Below are 17,138 nucleotides of genomic sequence, written 5' to 3'. Positions count from 1 at the left end.
GATCGCTTGGCCGTAATCCCTGCATAGAGAGGGATCGGCCATGGAAAAAGCCGCTGCAACCATGAGTTGCAGCGGCTTTTTTTGTGCCCTTGGGGGAGCGTTGATGGCTCCGCTTATTTAGCGGCTTCCACCATATACTGAACGGCTGCCTTGATTTCTGCGTCGCTGGCCTGAGAGCCGCCACGCGGTGGCATGGCGCCCTTGCCGTTGATGGCGATGGAAACCATGGTGTCCATGCCGGATTCAATGAGTGGGGCCCAGGCGGCTTTGTCGCCGAACTTGGGTGCATTGGCTACGCCGGCAGCGTGGCAGGCAAAGCAGACCGATTTATAAAGCTTTTCGCCAGCAGGATCGATGGCGGCTGCTTGCTCGGCCGGAGCTTCAGCTTTAGCTGCAGGAGCGGCTGGCGCTTCCGCTGCAGGAGCGGCTGCGGCAGGAGCTTCTGTAGGCGCAGCCTGTGCGGCCGCCGCTGCAGCCGCTTCGGCAGGCTTGGCGTCGGCAGCGGGAGCATCGCCGGCAGGTTCTTTAGGCTCTTCGAACGAGGCGCCGGACTGGTTTGCGATATAGACGACAGCACGTTCTACTTCGAAATCGTCCAGAGATGGGTTGCCGCCTTTAGGTGGCATGGCACCCTTGCCATGGATGGCGACCTTGACCATTTCTTCGTAGCCGGCCTTGATGAAGGGCGCCCAGGCTGCCTTGTCGCCCAGCTTGGGGGCGCCGGCTACGCCTGCGGTATGGCAGGCAGTACAGGTGGATTCAAAGACTTGCTGGCCCGTTTTGAACACCTTGGGCGCATTGGCATCGACCAAATGAAAACTGGCAACCGGCTTGATGCGGTTGGCGATGGATTCTTCGGTTTGAGCATCGGAACCGGAGCCCATCTGGGCGCTGGCTTCGACCAGATTGACCAGCAAGATGATCAAGACAATCGGCACGATGAACGCCAGAATGACGGTTACGATCAACTGCTTGGGCGTTTTGATGAGGCCTTCGTGCTCCTCGATGGTCTCTTCGACGTGTTCTTCCGTATTGTTCATAATCGAATCCTGCGTGTTCCTAGTCTGAGGGCGCCAAGGCCTGAATTCTGTGATTTGTACTGTTTGCAGGAGGCCCGTTTGCTTGATAAGTATCAATAGCGGACGCTCTTGAATCTGCGATTATAACTAGAGTCATGCTTGAATGCATAAAGTGCCGCCGTCCTGGCTCATAACGCCTTGGTTGACCTCTTGTTCATCGGTGCATAAAAAATTCTCCATAAACACGCTACAATGACGGCCCTGCGCCCGTAGTTCAATGGATAGAATGAGAGTTTCCGAAGCTCTTGATACAGGTTCGATTCCTGTCGGGCGCGCCATCTTCTTCAAAAGCAGCCTTTTAGGCCGCTGCCCGGGCAGTTTGAGCTAACTGCATGCGCCGCTTCAATTACATAGAAACTGCCGTCATGCTTGCGACAGTCCTTCAGTGGCTGGTTCTCGCAACGATTACAGGCACCATTGTTGGCACTGGAACCAGCCTGTTCCTGCATGCCCTGCACTTCCTGACCGATCATCCTGCTGTCTTCATTCCATTATGGGTGCAGATGCTGCTGCTTCCAATCGGCGGCTTGCTGAACGGCCTGCTGCTGTATTATGGCCGGCGTGCAAACACCACAGGCTTGAAAGATTCGGCTATAGCCGCCGTGCATCATCAGAATGGCCGCATGCCCTTCAAGACTGTCCTGGTCAAGCCGGTTGCGGCGCTCATTACCTTGGCCTCTGGCGGGTCAGCTGGCAAGGAGGGCCCTTGCTCGCATATTGGCGGTACGCTTGCTTCCGGCCTGGGGCGCGTCTTCGGATTGAATGTTGAGCTGCAAAAACGTCTTGTTGCTTGTGGCGTGAGCGCAGGGTTTGCCAGTGTTTTTGGCACTCCTATTGCTGGCGCGATCTACGGCGTTGAAGTGCTGGCTATCGGCCGCATTCGTCATGACTTTCTTTTCCCAGCCATTATTGCTGGCGTCGCGTCGTTTGAGATCAGCAAGTTTTGGGGGATACCCTATCACTATTACGCCATCCAGGCCTTACCGGAATTTTCTGAAATTATTTTCCTGAAAACGGTCATTATCGGCTGCGTGTGTGGGGTTGCTGCCTGGATTTTTGTTGACCTGGTCGGCTGGTTCAAAGGCGCCTTCAATAGCTTGCGTGAGCGCTTCAATATATGGCCGCCATTCATGCCTTTGCTGGGTGGCATCTTACTGTCCGTCCTGATCATTTTCATACCGACTGATTACCTGGGCCTGAGCACGCATCTTATGGACGATGCGCTTGAAGGGCAGGCCATGCCCTATCTGGGTTTTTTCTGGAAGGCGCTGCTGGTGGCCATTACGCTGGGCTCGGGCTTCTATGGCGGTATTGTTACACCGCAATTCGTGATTGGTGCGCTGGTTGGCAGTTCTGTCGCTCCACTACTCGGAATCCATCCAACGCTAGGGGCGGCGGTAGGCCTGGTATCGGTTGTTGCCGCAGCATCCAATACACCCGTGGCAGCCATATTGATGGGGGTGGAGTTGTTTGGTGGCGTAGCCGGTACGGTTTATGTCGCCGGTGCGAGCATAGCCGCCTATCTTGTCATTGGGCATCGCAGCGTTTATCCGGATCAGGTCCTGGCGTATCCGAAATCTTCCTGGATGCAGGTGCAGCCCGATCTTCCTCTGGGCCAAGAAAAGGTAAGGCTGTCGTACGGATTGCTGAAGTGGCTCAGTAAGTATCAGCTGGGGCGTGGGCTGGAAAAGCTTTGGCGGCGCAAACCACGTCGCTGACTCATGTAACAGGCGCCGGGCCGGTGTTAGTCCGACCGGGGCTTGTTTTACGGTTTAGCCTGTAGTTTGCGGGTTGCTGGCCAGGACTTTTTCTGCGCACAGGTCGGCAGCACCATCGACAGGTTCTTTCATGTTGGCGAATGTGACCCAGCCGCCTTCTTCAATAAAGCTGTCTTGCTTCCAGGAGTCGACCTCTTTGAGTAAGGTGACTTGGTGTGTGGCGTCGGGGGCGGCAAGAAAGCGATTGGCGCAGATGTTGGCTGCCAGTGAGGCGACTGCTTGTTCGGTAGAGGCTTGGGCCTGCTCAGTTGCGGTGCCGCCGGTTACCCAGCCTCCGGCGGTAAAGCCAACAATCATGGTCAGGGCGGAAGCGCCGACGCAGGACCAGAACCAGACCGCTTTGGTTGGCCGGTATTGCGCCAGGTTGTTCATCTTTTCAGTGGACATGTTTTTCCTCCGTTTGGTGATAAAGCACCCCTTGATGGAGTTGATGACGGTGAACTAAAAACGATCGAGCTATTCACCGAGCGAAAAACCGTTGACCATAGAATTCAGACTGCGCCGTATTTCAACTTCCATTTAAAAAGGGTTAATTTATTGTACAGAGTCAGTCATCATTGAAAAGGCTTTCTTACAATTTAACCGCTATGGATTCCCCTAGTATGGATTTCCCCTAGCCTTGCCGCCTATGACGCCACCGGCACGATGATGCGGCCGCGAACCTGGCCTTCAAGAAAACTTGGCGCAGTCCGGATCACATCGTGCAGCGCAAGCTCGTGCGTGACATGGTCGAGCTTGGCGATATCCAGATCTGTGCCCAGACGCTGCCAGGCTTGCAGGCGATCGGCGAGCGGACGCATCACGCTATCGACGCCAGCCAGGGTAATGCCGCGCAATATGAAGGGTGCGACGCTAGCCGGTAAGCTCATGCCTGCAGCTAGTCCGCAAGCAGCAATGGCACCACCGTATTGAATCGATGCGCACACGTTGGCCAGCATTTGTCCGCCGGCTACGTCAACGGCACCGGCCCAGCGTTCTTTTTGTAAGGGCTTGCCTGGTTCCGAGAGTTCGGCGCGATCCAGGATGTCAGATGCTCCCAAACTTCGCAGATAGTCAGCTTCTTGTTGGCGTCCTGTTACCGCAGTAACGGTGTAGCCCAACTTCGATAATATGGCGACGGCGACGCTGCCTACGCCGCCCGCCGCACCGGTGACCAGAACCGGCCCTTTGTCCGGCGTGACGCCGTTGCGCTCGAGTGCCATCACGCACAGCATGGCAGTGTAGCCGGCTGTGCCGATACCCATGGCTTGCCTGGGGGTGAACGGTTGTTGCAGTGGTACCAGCCAGTCACCGCTTACCCTTGCATATTCGGCCAGACCGCCCCAGTGCTTCTCGCCGACTCCCCAGCCATTTAGCACGACTTGATCGCCTTCTTTGTATGAAGGGTGGCTGGATTCGGTTACCGTGCCGGCGAAATCGATGCCCGGCACCATGGGAAAGCTGCGGACAACGGGCGACTTTCCGGTAATGGCCAGCGCATCTTTATAGTTGAGTGTGGAATACGCCACACGGACGGTAACGTCGCCCTTGGGTAGGGCCGATTCATTAACTTCGGTGAGTTGGGTGTGTTGCTTGTCGTCTTTTTTGTCGATCAGGATTGCTTTGAACATTTTTCCTCCGTGTACTGTTTATCGGCCTGAAAATATTGGGGAACGTTTTTCGGCGAAACTATTCAGGCCTTCCTGGAAGTCTTCGCTGCTAAAGACGCGCTCGGTTTCCCGCCAGGCATGGCCTGCAATTTCTACTGGGCTTTGCGGCACGGTCGCCGCAGCAAAGCGCTTAAGCATGGATAAAACGACGGGCGCGTTGGCCGCCAGCCGGCGCGCCATCTTCATGGCCTCCTCGATATGCTGACCTTTGGGCACCACGCGGTTTACCATGCCTACGTCATAGGCTCGTTGGGCGTCGATGACTTCGCCGAGCAGCATGAGTTCCATCGCTACTTTCACGGGTATGGGCTGCGGCTTCCTGATTCAGCGGTAACGCGAAAAGGGCAAAGGTTCGGCCAACAAAGATTACGGTACAGCAGATAGATGCTCGTACAAAATGGCTGAGCCTATGCCTATAAGTGCCAGGCCGCCCAGTACCTCGGCCCATTTCCCCGCGATGATGCCAACGATCCTGCCGACCATCACGCCCAGCGTCACCATTACCAGCGTAGCCAGGCCTATGGCGGCTGCCGTGATCAATATGTTGTTGTCGATGAAAGCCAGGCTGACGCCCACTGCCATGGCGTCGATGCTGGTGGCAAAGCCGGTGGCGGCGAGCAACCAGAACGAGTGGCGGGTGACCGGAGGAGCCTCTTCTGACTCGTTGTTCAGGCCATTGCGTATCATCATGCAGCCCAGAACGAGCAGCATACAGAACGCTATCCAGTGATCCCATTCAGAAACAAACTCGGCCGCGATAGAACCCAGGGCCCAGCCAATCAGAGGGGTGAGGGCTTCGATAACACCAAATATCAGGCCTGTGCGAACAGCTTCTGAAAAACGGGGCTTGCGCAGTGCAACGCCCTTGCTTACCGCGGCAGCAAATGCATCAGTGGACATTGCCAGCGCAAGAATCAGCGTGGACAAAAAAGTCATGTGTGGAAATTCCGACCGGGCGACGCATGGACACCCGCACGCGGCCCGGTGACGCATGCAAGTATCTATGGTCTCGCCATGCCTTGCGGCCGGTTACGCCATGGCCAGTGGCCAAGTATGTTGACGCAACCCTTTCGCGTGAGGCGGAAGCAGGCTACTCCCCAAAGAGAAGGCGCAATTGTACCTTAGGCCGTGCAGGAGGCCTTAATTGTCTTTTAGCGCGGCATGAAAGCGTGCAACATAGCTGTCAAAGTCTTCGGTATCGGCTTCTTCAAGATGCTTTTGTTCGGCAAACGATGCTTGAGCCATTTGCTCGTATGCATGCTGTTCGTCGTTGCTTAGTGGTTGAGCGCGTAGCGTCTCGCGGTGTTGCAGGCTTTGCTGCAACGTGTATTCGTGCAGGCTTAGGCCTTGGTCGCGCATGTTGGCGAGCAGGAGCGCTGATGGCGTCAGGGCGCTGTCGGTCAGCTTGGCTTGTTGTGCCAGCACCGCCTGTGTGTGGCGCTCGCCGCTATCAAGGGCTTGATCCAGTAGCCTGGCATAGGGCGTGATGCGCTCGATGAGTTCAACCCCCCAGTCTGCCAACGATATGGGCCGACCTTCTTGTACCAGGGTCAGGCCGGGTTTGCGGCCTTCTTTGACCACAGAGCCAAAGTTGTCGTGGCTGTCGGTGCAGTAGCCATTGTTGGCAAAAGAGGGGCTGGGCTCAATGGCACAGAACAGCAGGAAGGCATCCATGAATCGACTTGTTTCGGGCAAAATACCTACCGGCGATACCGGGTCGATATCGAGGCAGCGCACTTCGATGTATTGAACTCCGCGCTCAGCCAAGGCGGTAGCGGGCCGCTCGCCGCGGCCAGTAGTACGTTTGGGCCGAATATTGGAGTAGTACTCGTTTTCGATTTGAATGATGTTGGTGTTGAGTTGTATCCACTCGCCGTTGCGGTGTGTGCCTATGGCTTCATATTCAGGCCATGGCGTGGTCACGGCTGCGTGCATACGGGTCAGAAAGGTTTCCAGATCGTTATAGCAAAGCTGCAGCTCTGACTGCGCCTTGTTGCTCTGGTAGCCTAGATCGCTCATGCGCAGACTGGTAGCGTAAGGTAGATACAGGGTAGTAGCGTCGAACGCTTGCAGGTACTGGTCGGCGTCTGGAATAAAGTCTTTAGCCATGGCGGGCGAGGCGCCAAACAGATACATCAGCAGCCACGAGTAGCGCGTGAAGTTGCGTATCTGGGCCAGATAGCCTTTAGAACGTCGTTGTTTGGCTGATGCGCCCTCGATTTCCAGCAATTCCCATAATTGTTCCGGTACCGAGAAGTTGTAATGTACGCCTGCAATGCATTGCATGGCCTTGCCGTATCGTTCGGCCAGGCCGCGGCGATAAACATGCTTCAGCAAGCCGCTGTTCGAAGTGCCGTACCAGGCGATGGGGATATCGGCCTCAGGTGGCAGTGTGGCCGGGATGGATTGATTCCAGATTAGCTCGCCTTCAAGGCTCTGTGCCACGAAGCGGTGCGTTTGCTCGAGCTCAGCCATCAGGCTTTCGGTAGAATTGTGGGTGCCTGTAATGAGTTCCAGCAATGCTTCCGAATAATCGGTGGTAATACGTGGATTCGTCAGTGCCGAGCCCAGGGTCTTCGGATGAGGTGTTTGCGCCAGCTTGCCGTGCTCGTCGACTCGCAGGCCTTCTTTTTCGATACCGCGCAACACGCCCTGCAGCACAGATGAGTGTTGACCGAGCAGGGCGAGGCGTGGGTGGCTGGAAGTCATTGCAGAAAATCTTTAAAGTGGTTTTATAGCTGGCGATTTTACCTGAGGTATGGCCTTGAGACGTGTTGCTTCGATCTTCCTGGTGTTGCTGCTTTTGGCGGCCTGTTCCCCCGACTATAACTGGCGCCAAGTGTCAGTGGCCGATGGTGCCGTGATGGCGTTTTTCCCCGATAAGCCCATCAGTCAATCCCGGGAACTGCAGTTTTCGGGACACGAGATTGAGTTTGGGCTGACCAGTGCCACGGTTGACGACACGCTGTTTACCGTCGCTTATGCTGCCTTGCCGCCTGATGTCCGTCAGGACGAAGCCTTGCGTCATGAGTTTGCGACGGCAGTCATGCGCTCGCTCTACCGTAATATGGGGCTTGCCGAGCCTGACGTGTTACCCGCACTGGGTGAAGTGTTTTTCATTGACGGCCAAGGGCCGCAGGGCAATATACGCTTGCAGGCTAGGGTTTGGTTGACGGGCGAGGCGCTGGTCGAGGGACTGGTGATGGCTGCGCCGGAAGCATTTCCAGGGCATCAGGCAGATCAGTTTTTGCAGGGGCTGGAGACGGCTCGCTGAGCAGAGGCAGCAAGCCTGACCTTAGGGCTGTGGTAATGGCGGCTTGCCGGCCATGTACGCCTAACTTGCGACAAGCGTTGTGCACATGGAAATTGACTGTTCTTTCGGTAAGGCCCAGGATGGCGCCCATTTCCCAGCTGGTCTTGCCAACGGCGGCCCAGCGCAAGCAGGTGAGCTCCCTTTCGGTTAGCGGTTTCATGTTGATTTTCGGATTCCGTGCAAATTGAATTTAATATATAACGTTACTAATGTATTTATTATGTAATAAACGTATCTAATATTATCATTATCGTAAAACCAGACTGGATAAATTGACTGCCCTTTTTTGCCAGTTGCAGGTGTCCCGAACACCCGGTAGGTCGGGGGTGTTAAAATCCAGGCTTAACACGCGCCGATTTGCTTGATCTGCTTGCGGGCGCCTCATAAATCCAGCTAAAGAGGTCCATATGGCCGAACTTACCGTACCCGATTCTTCTTCAACCCTCCCTGATTCCACAGCATCCGTCACGGCGCCTGTCGCCATTCCTGCTGGCTCGGTAGGTGTTGTTGCCCCCCGCTTTATCTCATTCGACGAGCCGCTTGCCCTCACCAGCGGACAGGTGTTGCCCAGTTATGAACTGGCGGTGGAAACCTATGGCACGCTTAACGAGCAGCGCAACAATGCCGTTCTGGTTTGCCATGCACTCAACGCTTCGCATCATGTGGCGGGTGTAGCAGCCGAAAACCCTAAAGACGTAGGTTGGTGGGACAACATGGTTGGGCCCGGCAAGGCAGTGGATACCGAGCGTTTCTTTGTGATTGGCGTGAACAATATCGGTTCATGTTTTGGGTCCACAGGGCCAGCCAGCATCAATCCGGATACAGGCAAGCCGTGGGGAGCCGCGTTTCCCATGCTCACCGTCGAAGATTGGGTACGCGCTCAGGCACGCCTGGCCGATTATTTCAATATAGATAAATTTGCGGCGGTCATGGGCGGCTCATTGGGCGGCATGCAGGCCCTTAGCTGGGCCATCACCTGCCCGGAGCGTGTGGAGCACTGTATTGTGATTGCCAGCACACCAAGGTTGTCCGCCCAGAATATCGGCTTCAACGAGGTGGCGCGACGATCCATCATCAGTGATCCTGATTTCAACGGTGGTGATTATTACGCCCACAATACGGTACCCCGGCAAGGGCTGTCGGTGGCGCGTATGGTGGGTCACATTACTTATTTGTCGGATGACGACATGGCGGTCAAGTTTGGACGGACCCAGCGTGCGCCTGCCGACAATGGCGAGTTTCATTACGGCTACGACGTAGAGTTCGAGGTCGAGTCCTACTTACGTTATCAGGGCGAAAAGTTCTCGACTTACTTTGATGCCAATACTTATTTGCTGATTACGCGTGCGCTGGACTATTTCGACCCTTCACGCAATTTTGGGGGGGACCTGGCTCGTGCCCTGGAAGCGGTCAAGGCGGGTTTCCTGCTGGTGTCGTTTAGCACCGACTGGCGCTTTCCACCGGAGCGCTCGCATGAAATAGTGCGCGCGTTACTCAAGAATCGGGTACCCGTCACTTATGCAGAAATCAATGCACCACACGGACACGACGCTTTCTTGCTGGATGACGCCCGTTACCATTCGGTGGTTCAGGGCTACTATGATCGGATTGCCGCACAGCTGGGTCTGGGTGAGCGTACAAAAACTACGGGGGTGCTGGCATGAGTCAGGCCGCTGTAGCACCCCGCCATGTGCGGGCCGACCTGAAGCGTATCGCCAGCTGGATAGAGCCAGGCAGCAGAGTCCTCGACCTCGGGTGTGCTGATGGCACTTTGCTGGCGTACTTGCAAAACAACAAGAATGTGGTGGGCGCAGGCGTCGAGCTGGATGACCAGCAGATGATCGCCGCAGTGCGCCGTGGAGTCAGGGTGATTCAGCAAAATCTGGAGCAGGGCCTGGCCTTGTTCGACGATCAGCAATTCGATACGGTAGTGCTGTCGCGCACATTGCAGTCCATGCATCATACCGAGCACATCCTGCGCGAAATGGCACGTGTGGCGCGCTACGGGATCGTGTCTTTTCCCAATTTCGGATATTGGCCTCATGGCTGGTCCATTTTGCGGGGGCGCATGCCGGTTACAGGTGAAATGCCTTATCAGTGGTTCAATACGCCCAATATTCATTTGTGCACACTGAAAGACTTTGAGGGCCTGGCTCAAGCCCACAAACTGCGCATTACCCATCTGGCTACCTTCAACGGCAATAAAGAAGTTAAACTTTTGCCCAGTTGGCGCAGCACTCTGGCGGTGTATCGCTTCGAATCCCCCCAATCGTACAAAGGTTAAATAATCAGCTCCATGGCCCATGTTTATGCCAGCCCGCGTGTATTGCCCCTGCTGGTGCTGGGTTTTGCAAGCGGTCTGCCGCTCGCCCTGACCAGCGGAACGTTGCAGGCGTGGGCCACAGTCGATAATGTATCGCTGCAGAATATTGGTTTCCTGACGCTGATCGGTACGGCTTATACACTCAAGTTTTTTTGGGCGCCCTTGGTAGATCGTTATGCGCCACCATTGCTGGGGCGTCGCCGGGGCTGGATTTTTCTTACCCAGCTGCTGCTGGCTGCATCGATTGCCAGCATGGGTTTGTTTTCTCCGGGAAACAACCTGGGCCTGATGGCTGCACTGGCTGTCCTGGTGGCTTTTTTGTCAGCCACGCAAGATATCGCCTTTGATGCCTACAGCACCGATGTCCTGCGTAAAGAAGAACGTGCCGCCGGTGCGGCGATCAAGGTGCTGGGCTATCGCCTGGCCATGATTGTGTCGGGTGGGTTGGCGTTGATTCTGGCAGACCAGTGGTTAGGCTGGGGGAATATGTATTTCCTCATGGGGGGCTTCATGGCGATATGCGCGGTTGCCACAACCCTGGCGCCCGAACCCGAAGTGGTGACACGGCCGCCCCGTACCTTGGCTTTGGCCGTGGTCGAACCTCTGCTTGAATTCTTCAAGCGGCGTGGTGCCCTGACGATTCTGCTACTCATTATTTTGTACAAACTGGGCGATGCCTTTGCCGGCGCCTTGTCAACGACTTTCCTGTTGCGTGGTGCTGGCTTCAGTGTGTCGGAGGTGGGCACCATCAACAAGGTGTTTGGACTGGCGGCCACCATAGTCGGGGCGCTGGCGGGCGGCTCCATTATGGCGCGCCTGGGGCTGTACCGTTCACTGATGCTGTTTGGCTTGCTGCAGGCCACCTCCAATTTCGGCTACTGGGTGCTGGCCGTTACACCGCCGCATCTGTATTCAATGGCGCTGGTGGTTGCCGTTGAAAACCTCTGCGGAGGTCTGGGCACGGCGGCCTTCGTGGCCTTGCTGATGGCATTGTGCAAACAGGAGTTCTCGGCCACGCAGTTTGCCTTATTGTCAGCATTATCGGCAGTGGGGCGTACTTATCTTGCCGGGCCGCTGACACCTCCTTTGGTAGAGTCCATGGGTTGGTCCGGTTTTTTTGTCGTTACGGTGCTTATTGCCTTGCCCGGTCTGATCCTGTTGTACTTGCGCAAATCCGAAATCGACGGCCTGGATGGGAAACCCTGACATGTTGCTGGTGCTTTATGTGATCGCGATTACTGCAGAGGCCATGACGGCGGCGCTGGCTGCTGGCCGGCGGGATATGGATTGGGTGGGAGTCTCCATCATTGCCTGCGTGACGGCACTGGGTGGTGGAACTTTGCGTGATGTGGTGTTGGGGCACTATCCCGTTACCTGGGTACGTCATCCGGAGTATCTGTGGATTACCGCGGGTGCGGCACTGCTGACAGCACTGGTGGCGCCCATCATGCGGCGTTTGCGCAGTATTTTCCTGTGGCTCGACGCCTTGGGTCTGGTCGTGTTTACCGTGATCGGCTGCCAGATTGCGTCGGGCATGCAACTGCCCATTACCGTAGTGCTGATCAGTGGCATGGTCACCGGATGTGCTGGCGGCATGCTACGCGATATTTTGTGCAACGATATCCCGCTTTTGCTGCGCAAAGAACTATACGCCAGTGTGTCGGTGGTAACCGGCGCCCTGTTTCTGGGGGCGCAGCACCTGGGGCTGAACCTGAACCTGTCCATGATCGGTTCGATGGCTGTGGGGCTGGCCTTCCGGATGTTGGCCTTGCATTACAACTGGCAGATGCCTAAATTCGTTTACCGTGACGAATGGCGCTAGGCTGTCCAGTCGTAGTCGATGGTCAGCGGCGCGTGATCGCTGAAGCGCTCTTCCTTGTAAATGGAAGCCGTTTTTGCGGTGGCCGCCAATTGTGGGGTAGCGATTTGGTAGTCAATACGCCATCCCACGTTCTTGGCCCAGGCTTGTCCGCGATTGCTCCACCAGGTGTAGGCATCACCGGTGGCATCGGGGTATAGGCTGCGATAGACGTCGACCCAGCCTATTTCATCAAACACACGGGTTAGCCAGGCGCGCTCTTCGGGCAGGAAGCCGCTGTTTTTAAGGTTACCCTTCCAGTTCTTCAGGTCGATTTCTTTGTGTGCGATGTTCCAGTCGCCGCATAGTATGACCTGCCTGCCGCATAACGCCAGTTCGCTCAGATGCTTGAAAAAATGTTCCATGAACATAAATTTGGCGGTCTGCCGGTGATCTCCACTGGAACCTGAGGGTAGATAAACCGAAATGACGGATAGCTTGTCGTAGACGAGCTCCAGATAGCGACCCTCGGCATCGATCTCGGGTACGCCCAGTCCCTGGATGACCTGCAGCGGCTGTTGGCGTGCATAGAGTCCCACACCGCTATAGCCCTTTTTCTCGGCGTAGTGGAAATAGCCGTAATAACCTTCTGGATTCAGCATGTCTGCGCTCATGTTGTCGGCTTGCGCTTTCAATTCCTGCATGCAGATAAAGTCGGCATTCTGCTGGGGAACCCAGTCGAGGAATCCTTTACGAACGGCTGAGCGGATACCGTTCAGATTTGCTGAAATAACACGAAGCATGGCGCGGCATATCCGGAATGGCTATAGAAGCCACGACTGTAACCTGAATTGTGGTCACCATGCGAGCGTGCAAACAGCCTTGGCTGGAGGCTGCTTGCCGCTCAAGGTCAGGCTAGGACTTGCTACGGGCTGCGTCGATGCTCCAGGGGCCGGGGCCGGCCGCAAAAATATACAGGAATACGAAGCAGAACAGCACGGCGGCTTCACCGCCGTTCATGGGAGGAAACAATAGCATGCCGTTGGTGGCCACATGGCCAATGAAGTATGCGGCAGCGGTAAAGCCAGAAGCGATGAAAGCAGCACCACGGGTGAACAAACCTATGATGAGCAGTACGCCGGCGATAAGCTCAATGAGCCCTGCTATGCCCATCATTGAGAATATTTGCAATCCGTCTATGGCATTGCCAGGAAAGCCAAAATACTTGCTGGTTCCGTGCCATAGCAGGCAGTAGCCCGCCACAATACGCAAAATACTGAGTATTCGTGGAGCCCAGGTAGTGCAAGAGTCATTCATGGTATTCCCCAAAAAAAGTAGGGTAAAAAACGAAATGGCAAAATGCTGCGAGCCTATACCTTGGCGCCAGGAAGCTCTGGAGGAAAGTATTTGGGTCTCGCCGCAAAGTTTAATGTAATACGTGCAATAAGTATCGAAATAAGAAGCAAGTGTGGCGTTGTGCTCACGCTTCTGCTCTTGTTTCAGCGTTTCTGATCGATAATATTGCTTTTCCTCATTTGTTTGAATTATGGCTGACACTTCCAATCGCGCGGAATTTGTGCGTTTTTCCCTGGACCAGGGCGTTTTGCGCTTTGGTAGTTTCAAGGTCAAATCGGGCCGTATGAGTCCGTACTTCTTTAATGCGGGCTTGTTCAATACGGGCCGCTCGGTGGGGCGTCTGGCGCAATTCTATGCGCAAGCGCTGGTCGATTCAGGTGTCGAGTTCAATATGCTGTTCGGCCCCGCCTATAAAGGAATCCCTTTGGCGGCCACCACTGCGGCGGCGCTGGCGCAGCATCCGTCACTTGCCGATAGTGATGTGCCTTTTGCGTTCAACCGAAAAGAAGCCAAGGACCATGGCGAAGGTGGTGTGCTGGTAGGTGCGCCTCTGCAGGGCAAGGTCGTCATCATCGATGATGTCATCACGGCCGGGACCTCGGTGCGAGAGTCGGTCGACATTATTCGTCAGGCAGGCGCCGAACCCGCTGCAGTGCTGATTGCACTCGACCGCATGGAGCGCGCAGGCGCCGACGACGCCTTGTCGGCGCATTCGGCGGTACAAGACGTCGCCAAAACCTACGGCATTCCGGTGGTCAGTATTGCGTCGCTAACCGACATCATGGCCATGCTCGATGGCGATGCTGCATTGGCAGAGTATCGCGATGCGGTGGCGCAATATCGAAGCTGCTACGGCGTTTAAGCCAGCTTTTCCTTCAGCAGGTCATTGACCTGCTGTGGGTTGGCCTTGCCCTTGGCCGCTTTCATGACCTGCCCAACCAGCGAGTTAAAGGCCTTTTGCTTGCCGGCCCGGTATTCTTCCACGATGGCCGGGTGAGCCGCCAGGACTTCATCGATCATCGCACTGATGGCGCCGCTGTCGCTGATTTGCTTCAGGCCTCGCGCTTCAATGATAGCGTCGGGCTTGCCATCGTGTTCGCCGGCCCACATGGCGCTAAATACATCACGGGCCATTTTGTTGGAAATGGTTCCGTCTATGATGCGCGCGATCAGTGCAGCCAGTTGCGCAGGGCTGACAGGGCTTTGGTCGGTGTCTAGCTCTTCGCGGTTAAGCGCGGCTGACAGTTCGCCCAGTACCCAGTTGGCAGCCAGCTTGGCCTGGCCCTGGGGTAGTTGCTCTGCCACAGCCTCAAAGTAATCAGCGCTGGCGCGCGACATGGTGAGCTGTGCTGCGTCGTAGGCGCTCAGGCCCAGCTCCTGCTCGAAGCGGGCACGTTTCTGGGCGGGCAGCTCGGGCATCTGGGCCTTGACTTGTTCTACCCACTCGGGGGCGATGACTAGCGGAGGCAGGTCGGGGTCGGGGAAATACCGGTAATCGTGCGCGTCTTCTTTGCTGCGCATACTGCGGGTTTCGTCCAGGTCTGAATCGTAAAGACGGGTTTCTTGCACAACTTTGCCGCCGTCTTCAATCAACTCTATCTGGCGCCGTGCCTCGAACAAAATGGCGCGTTCAAGAAAGCGGAACGAGTTGACGTTCTTGATTTCGCTGCGGGTGCCCAGCACAGGGTCGCCCTTGCGGCGCACTGATACGTTGGCGTCGCAGCGAAATGAGCCTTCCTGCATATTGCCATCGCAGATACCCAGCCACACGACCAGGCTGTGCAGGGCACGCGCATAGGCTACCGCTTCGGCAGCCGAGCGCATTTCAGGCTCGGACACGATTTCGAGCAAAGGCGTGCCGGCGCGGTTCAGATCAATGCCGGTGGACGACTCGCCGTGTGGTCCTTTGAAATTTTCGTGCAGGGATTTGCCTGCGTCTTCTTCCAGGTGAGCACGGGTCAGATTGACGGTTTTTTCTTCGCCATCGACAAAAAACGTGATTGAACCACCCTGGACGACAGGAATTTCGAACTGGCTGATCTGGTAGTTTTTGGGCAGATCAGGATAGAAGTAATTCTTGCGGGCGAAGATGGAGCGGGGTGCAATATGCGAGCCCAAGGCCAGGCCCAGACGAATCGCGCGCTCGACAGCACCTTTGTTCATGACAGGCAGGCTGCCGGGCAGCGCCATATCGACTTCGTTGGCCTGGGTGTTGGCCTGGGCGCCATAGCGCGTGCTGCTGTCAGAAAAAATCTTGGATGCGGTGGAAAGCTGTGCGTGGGTTTCCAGACCGATGACGATTTCCCATTCCATTATTTTTGTTCCGGTTTGCGTTGATGCCAGTCGCTTGCCTGCTGGTAGCGGTCAGCCAGGGCAAGTAGCCTGCCTTCTGTGAAGTAGTTGCCTATGAGTTGAAGCCCGATGGGCAGAGGCCGTTGTGAGCCAAAACCGCAAGGGATCGACATGGCAGGCAGACCTGCCAGGCTGATACTCAGTGTATAGATGTCGGCCAGCCAGTCGGCGGTGGGGTCATCGCGATTGTCGCCTATGGACTTGGCGACGCTGGGCGTGACAGGTCCGACGATGACGTCGCATTGCTCGGCAAAGGCCCGCTGGAAGTCATTGACAATCATGCGCCGCACTCGCTGGGCTTGCAGGTAATAAGCGTCGTAATACCCATGAGACAGCACGTAGGTGCCGACCATGATGCGGCGCAGGACCTCGTCGCCAAAACCTTCGGTGCGAGAACGGCTGGTCATTTCAGCCAGGTCTTTGTATTGTTCGGCCCGGTGTCCGTAGCGTACGCCGTCGTAGCGTGACAGGTTGCTGGACGCTTCGGCGGGTGCGATGACATAGTAGGCAGGAATGGACAGGGCCGTGCGGGGCAATGAAATGTCGACACGTTCTGCACCGAGTGATTCCAGGGTCTGGAGTGCGACTCGTACGGCATCGGCTACATCTGGAGCCAGAGCCTCATCGACGAATTCCTTAGGTACGCCTATGCGCAGGCCTTTCAAGGGTTGGCTGCCGGCGGCGTCGAATTGGGCGGTACTGGCGTCGAAGTCGGCCCGGATGCGACCAGGCTGATTCTGTATGCCATCGCAATATTCGAGACTGGTGGCATCGCGCGGATCGAAGCCGGACATAGGATCCAGCAGCTCGAGCAGGTCGCGCGCATGACGTGCGATGGGGCCCGCCTGATCGAGGCTGGAACCATAGGCCACCATGCCAAAACGAGAAACGGTGCCATAAGTGGGCTTGATTCCACTGACGCCACAGAGAGCGGCAGGCTGGCGCACCGACCCGCCGGTATCGGTACCGGTAGCCCCGATGACCAAACCGGCGGCAACGGCCGCGGCGGATCCGCCCGATGAGCCGCCAGGTACTGCGGAAGCGTCCCAAGGATTGCGGACCGGGCCAAAGGCCGAGTTTTCGTTGCCCGAGCCCATGGCGAACTCGTCGCAATTGAGTTTGCCCAACGATATGGCGCCGGCCTGTTGCAGGCGGCTGACCACTGTGGCGTCGAAGGGGCTGACATATTGCGCCAGCATTTTGCTGGCAGCCGTGGTACGCCACCCCCGTGTGACGAAGACGTCTTTGTGGGCAATGGGAATGCCTGCCAGGGCAGGTGCGTGGCCACTGGCGAGCTGGCGGTCGGCCTCATCGGCCTGTGCCAGTGTCAGGTCGTGGTCTATGTGCAGGAAAGCATTCAAATCGGCCCGGCTTTCGGCGGCGGCCAGGGCGCTGGCTGCTAGTTCGCGGGCGCTGATCTGGCGGTTTTGCAAAGCATCGCGTAGTTGGGCGATACCATCGAATTCTGTATGTAGAGGCGTGCTTGACAT

General features: G+C 56.4%; 18 protein-coding genes, 1 tRNA gene and 2 riboswitches. Of the genes, 8 read left to right on the top strand and 11 right to left on the bottom strand.

The window, feature by feature from the left end; all coding sequences use genetic code 11:
- Nucleotides 1-113: 113 nt before the first annotated feature.
- On the bottom strand, nucleotides 114-1,040 hold the full coding sequence (locus ERD84_RS01185; protein WP_130037463.1) for a c-type cytochrome: 927 nt from the start codon (nucleotides 1,038-1,040) through the stop codon (nucleotides 114-116).
- A 242-nt stretch (nucleotides 1,041-1,282) separates the two neighbouring features.
- On the opposite strand from ERD84_RS01185, the gene ERD84_RS01180 reads away from it, so the two are divergent.
- Nucleotides 1,283-1,357 (top strand) — tRNA-Arg (locus tag ERD84_RS01180).
- Between the two features lie 54 nt (nucleotides 1,358-1,411).
- Nucleotides 1,412-2,797: a chloride channel protein gene (locus tag ERD84_RS01175; RefSeq protein WP_180001917.1), complete on the top strand. Its 1,386-nt coding sequence runs from the start codon at nucleotides 1,412-1,414 to the stop codon at nucleotides 2,795-2,797.
- A 54-nt stretch (nucleotides 2,798-2,851) separates the two neighbouring features.
- Here ERD84_RS01175 and ERD84_RS01170 read toward each other — a convergent pair whose 3' ends face one another.
- The 5 genes from ERD84_RS01170 to gshA form a co-directional block, all read right to left on the bottom strand.
- The gene (locus tag ERD84_RS01170) at nucleotides 2,852-3,244 is read right to left on the bottom strand and encodes a hypothetical protein (RefSeq protein ID WP_130037461.1); all 393 of its coding nucleotides are present in this window, start codon (nucleotides 3,242-3,244) and stop codon (nucleotides 2,852-2,854) included.
- Between the two features lie 239 nt (nucleotides 3,245-3,483).
- Nucleotides 3,484-4,467 (bottom strand): acrylyl-CoA reductase (NADPH), encoded by a 984-nt coding sequence (acuI, locus tag ERD84_RS01165; RefSeq protein ID WP_130037459.1) that lies wholly within the window; start codon nucleotides 4,465-4,467, stop codon nucleotides 3,484-3,486.
- Between the two features lie 18 nt (nucleotides 4,468-4,485).
- Complete coding sequence (locus tag ERD84_RS01160) at nucleotides 4,486-4,806, bottom strand: enoyl-CoA hydratase/isomerase family protein (protein ID WP_245150588.1); 321 nt, start codon at nucleotides 4,804-4,806, stop codon at nucleotides 4,486-4,488.
- A gap of 66 nt (nucleotides 4,807-4,872) precedes the next feature.
- Nucleotides 4,873-5,442, bottom strand: a complete 570-nt coding sequence (mntP, locus tag ERD84_RS01155; RefSeq protein ID WP_130037457.1) for a manganese efflux pump MntP — start codon at nucleotides 5,440-5,442, stop codon at nucleotides 4,873-4,875.
- 7 nt (nucleotides 5,443-5,449) lie between these two features.
- Nucleotides 5,450-5,617: riboswitch (yybP-ykoY riboswitch) on the bottom strand.
- Between the two features lie 29 nt (nucleotides 5,618-5,646).
- Nucleotides 5,647-7,215, bottom strand: coding sequence for a glutamate--cysteine ligase (gshA, locus tag ERD84_RS01150; protein WP_130037455.1), 1,569 nt, complete (start codon nucleotides 7,213-7,215; stop codon nucleotides 5,647-5,649).
- Nucleotides 7,216-7,270: 55 nt separating this feature from the next.
- On the opposite strand from gshA, the gene ERD84_RS01145 reads away from it, so the two are divergent.
- The gene (locus ERD84_RS01145) at nucleotides 7,271-7,780 is read left to right on the top strand and encodes a hypothetical protein (RefSeq protein WP_130037453.1); all 510 of its coding nucleotides are present in this window, start codon (nucleotides 7,271-7,273) and stop codon (nucleotides 7,778-7,780) included.
- On the opposite strand, the gene ERD84_RS01140 is transcribed toward ERD84_RS01145, so the two are convergent.
- The gene (locus ERD84_RS01140) at nucleotides 7,665-7,979 is read right to left on the bottom strand and encodes a helix-turn-helix domain-containing protein (RefSeq protein WP_130037451.1); all 315 of its coding nucleotides are present in this window, start codon (nucleotides 7,977-7,979) and stop codon (nucleotides 7,665-7,667) included. The genes ERD84_RS01145 and ERD84_RS01140 overlap by 116 nt on opposite strands.
- A gap of 179 nt (nucleotides 7,980-8,158) precedes the next feature.
- Nucleotides 8,159-8,237: riboswitch (SAM riboswitch) on the top strand.
- Between ERD84_RS01140 and metX the strand changes: the two genes are divergently transcribed.
- The 4 genes from metX (at nucleotide 8,227) to ERD84_RS01120 (ending at nucleotide 11,964) form a co-directional block, all read left to right on the top strand.
- Nucleotides 8,227-9,483, top strand: a complete 1,257-nt coding sequence (gene metX, locus ERD84_RS01135) for a homoserine O-succinyltransferase MetX (RefSeq protein WP_130037449.1) — start codon at nucleotides 8,227-8,229, stop codon at nucleotides 9,481-9,483. (Overlaps the previous riboswitch by 11 nt.)
- Entirely contained in the window at nucleotides 9,480-10,103 is a 624-nt protein-coding gene (gene metW / locus ERD84_RS01130) for a methionine biosynthesis protein MetW (RefSeq protein ID WP_130037447.1), read from the top strand. Before metX ends, metW begins: the two co-directional genes overlap by 4 nt.
- A gap of 12 nt (nucleotides 10,104-10,115) precedes the next feature.
- Nucleotides 10,116-11,348 carry a muropeptide transporter gene (locus ERD84_RS01125; RefSeq protein WP_130037445.1) on the top strand — a complete coding sequence of 411 codons (1,233 nt, stop codon included), beginning with the start codon at nucleotides 10,116-10,118 and terminating at the stop codon, nucleotides 11,346-11,348.
- 1 nt (nucleotide 11,349) lies between these two features.
- Nucleotides 11,350-11,964 carry a trimeric intracellular cation channel family protein gene (locus ERD84_RS01120; protein ID WP_130037443.1) on the top strand — a complete coding sequence of 205 codons (615 nt, stop codon included), beginning with the start codon at nucleotides 11,350-11,352 and terminating at the stop codon, nucleotides 11,962-11,964.
- Here the strand turns inward: ERD84_RS01120 and ERD84_RS01115 are convergent.
- Both ERD84_RS01115 and ERD84_RS01110 read right to left on the bottom strand, forming a co-directional pair.
- Nucleotides 11,961-12,743: an exodeoxyribonuclease III gene (locus ERD84_RS01115; protein ID WP_130037441.1), complete on the bottom strand. Its 783-nt coding sequence runs from the start codon at nucleotides 12,741-12,743 to the stop codon at nucleotides 11,961-11,963. The genes ERD84_RS01120 and ERD84_RS01115 overlap by 4 nt on opposite strands.
- A 112-nt stretch (nucleotides 12,744-12,855) precedes the next feature.
- Nucleotides 12,856-13,257, bottom strand: coding sequence for a DoxX family protein (locus tag ERD84_RS01110; RefSeq protein ID WP_130037439.1), 402 nt, complete (start codon nucleotides 13,255-13,257; stop codon nucleotides 12,856-12,858).
- 229 nt (nucleotides 13,258-13,486) lie between these two features.
- Between ERD84_RS01110 and pyrE the strand changes: the two genes are divergently transcribed.
- Nucleotides 13,487-14,158 carry an orotate phosphoribosyltransferase gene (gene pyrE / locus ERD84_RS01105; RefSeq protein ID WP_130037437.1) on the top strand — a complete coding sequence of 224 codons (672 nt, stop codon included), beginning with the start codon at nucleotides 13,487-13,489 and terminating at the stop codon, nucleotides 14,156-14,158.
- On the opposite strand, the gene gatB is transcribed toward pyrE, so the two are convergent.
- Both gatB and gatA read right to left on the bottom strand, forming a co-directional pair.
- Nucleotides 14,155-15,609, bottom strand: a complete 1,455-nt coding sequence (gene gatB / locus ERD84_RS01100) for an Asp-tRNA(Asn)/Glu-tRNA(Gln) amidotransferase subunit GatB (RefSeq protein ID WP_130037435.1) — start codon at nucleotides 15,607-15,609, stop codon at nucleotides 14,155-14,157. The two genes, pyrE and gatB, sit on opposite strands and share 4 nt — an antisense overlap.
- On the bottom strand, nucleotides 15,609-17,138 hold the full coding sequence (gene gatA, locus ERD84_RS01095; RefSeq protein ID WP_130037433.1) for an Asp-tRNA(Asn)/Glu-tRNA(Gln) amidotransferase subunit GatA: 1,530 nt from the start codon (nucleotides 17,136-17,138) through the stop codon (nucleotides 15,609-15,611). The genes gatB and gatA overlap by 1 nt, the downstream gene beginning before the upstream one ends.

Origin of the sequence: Pollutimonas harenae (assembly GCF_004153685.1) — a bacterium.
GTDB classification, from domain to species: domain Bacteria; phylum Pseudomonadota; class Gammaproteobacteria; order Burkholderiales; family Burkholderiaceae_B; genus Pusillimonas_C; species Pusillimonas_C harenae.
Note: the sequence above shows the minus strand (reverse complement) of the source record. Positions and strands in the feature narration are given on the sequence as shown.

What these genes read in the sequence shown, in the direction of transcription:
- ERD84_RS01185 (WP_130037463.1), bottom strand. Translation starts at nt 1,040, where the DNA reads ATGAACAATACGGAAGAACACGTCGAAGAGACCATCGAGGAGCACGAA.
- ERD84_RS01175 (WP_180001917.1), top strand. Translation starts at nt 1,412, where the DNA reads ATGCGCCGCTTCAATTACATAGAAACTGCCGTCATGCTTGCGACAGTC.
- ERD84_RS01170 (WP_130037461.1), bottom strand. Translation starts at nt 3,244, where the DNA reads ATGTCCACTGAAAAGATGAACAACCTGGCGCAATACCGGCCAACCAAA.
- acuI (WP_130037459.1), bottom strand. Translation starts at nt 4,467, where the DNA reads ATGTTCAAAGCAATCCTGATCGACAAAAAAGACGACAAGCAACACACC.
- mntP (WP_130037457.1), bottom strand. Translation starts at nt 5,442, where the DNA reads ATGACTTTTTTGTCCACGCTGATTCTTGCGCTGGCAATGTCCACTGAT.
- gshA (WP_130037455.1), bottom strand. Translation starts at nt 7,215, where the DNA reads ATGACTTCCAGCCACCCACGCCTCGCCCTGCTCGGTCAACACTCATCT.
- ERD84_RS01140 (WP_130037451.1), bottom strand. Translation starts at nt 7,979, where the DNA reads ATGAAACCGCTAACCGAAAGGGAGCTCACCTGCTTGCGCTGGGCCGCC.
- metX (WP_130037449.1), top strand. Translation starts at nt 8,227, where the DNA reads ATGGCCGAACTTACCGTACCCGATTCTTCTTCAACCCTCCCTGATTCC.
- metW (WP_130037447.1), top strand. Translation starts at nt 9,480, where the DNA reads ATGAGTCAGGCCGCTGTAGCACCCCGCCATGTGCGGGCCGACCTGAAG.
- ERD84_RS01125 (WP_130037445.1), top strand. Translation starts at nt 10,116, where the DNA reads ATGGCCCATGTTTATGCCAGCCCGCGTGTATTGCCCCTGCTGGTGCTG.
- ERD84_RS01120 (WP_130037443.1), top strand. Translation starts at nt 11,350, where the DNA reads ATGTTGCTGGTGCTTTATGTGATCGCGATTACTGCAGAGGCCATGACG.
- ERD84_RS01115 (WP_130037441.1), bottom strand. Translation starts at nt 12,743, where the DNA reads ATGCTTCGTGTTATTTCAGCAAATCTGAACGGTATCCGCTCAGCCGTT.
- ERD84_RS01110 (WP_130037439.1), bottom strand. Translation starts at nt 13,257, where the DNA reads ATGAATGACTCTTGCACTACCTGGGCTCCACGAATACTCAGTATTTTG.
- pyrE (WP_130037437.1), top strand. Translation starts at nt 13,487, where the DNA reads ATGGCTGACACTTCCAATCGCGCGGAATTTGTGCGTTTTTCCCTGGAC.
- gatB (WP_130037435.1), bottom strand. Translation starts at nt 15,609, where the DNA reads ATGGAATGGGAAATCGTCATCGGTCTGGAAACCCACGCACAGCTTTCC.
- gatA (WP_130037433.1), bottom strand. Translation starts at nt 17,138, where the DNA reads ATGTCAAGCACGCCTCTACATACAGAATTCGATGGTATCGCCCAACTA.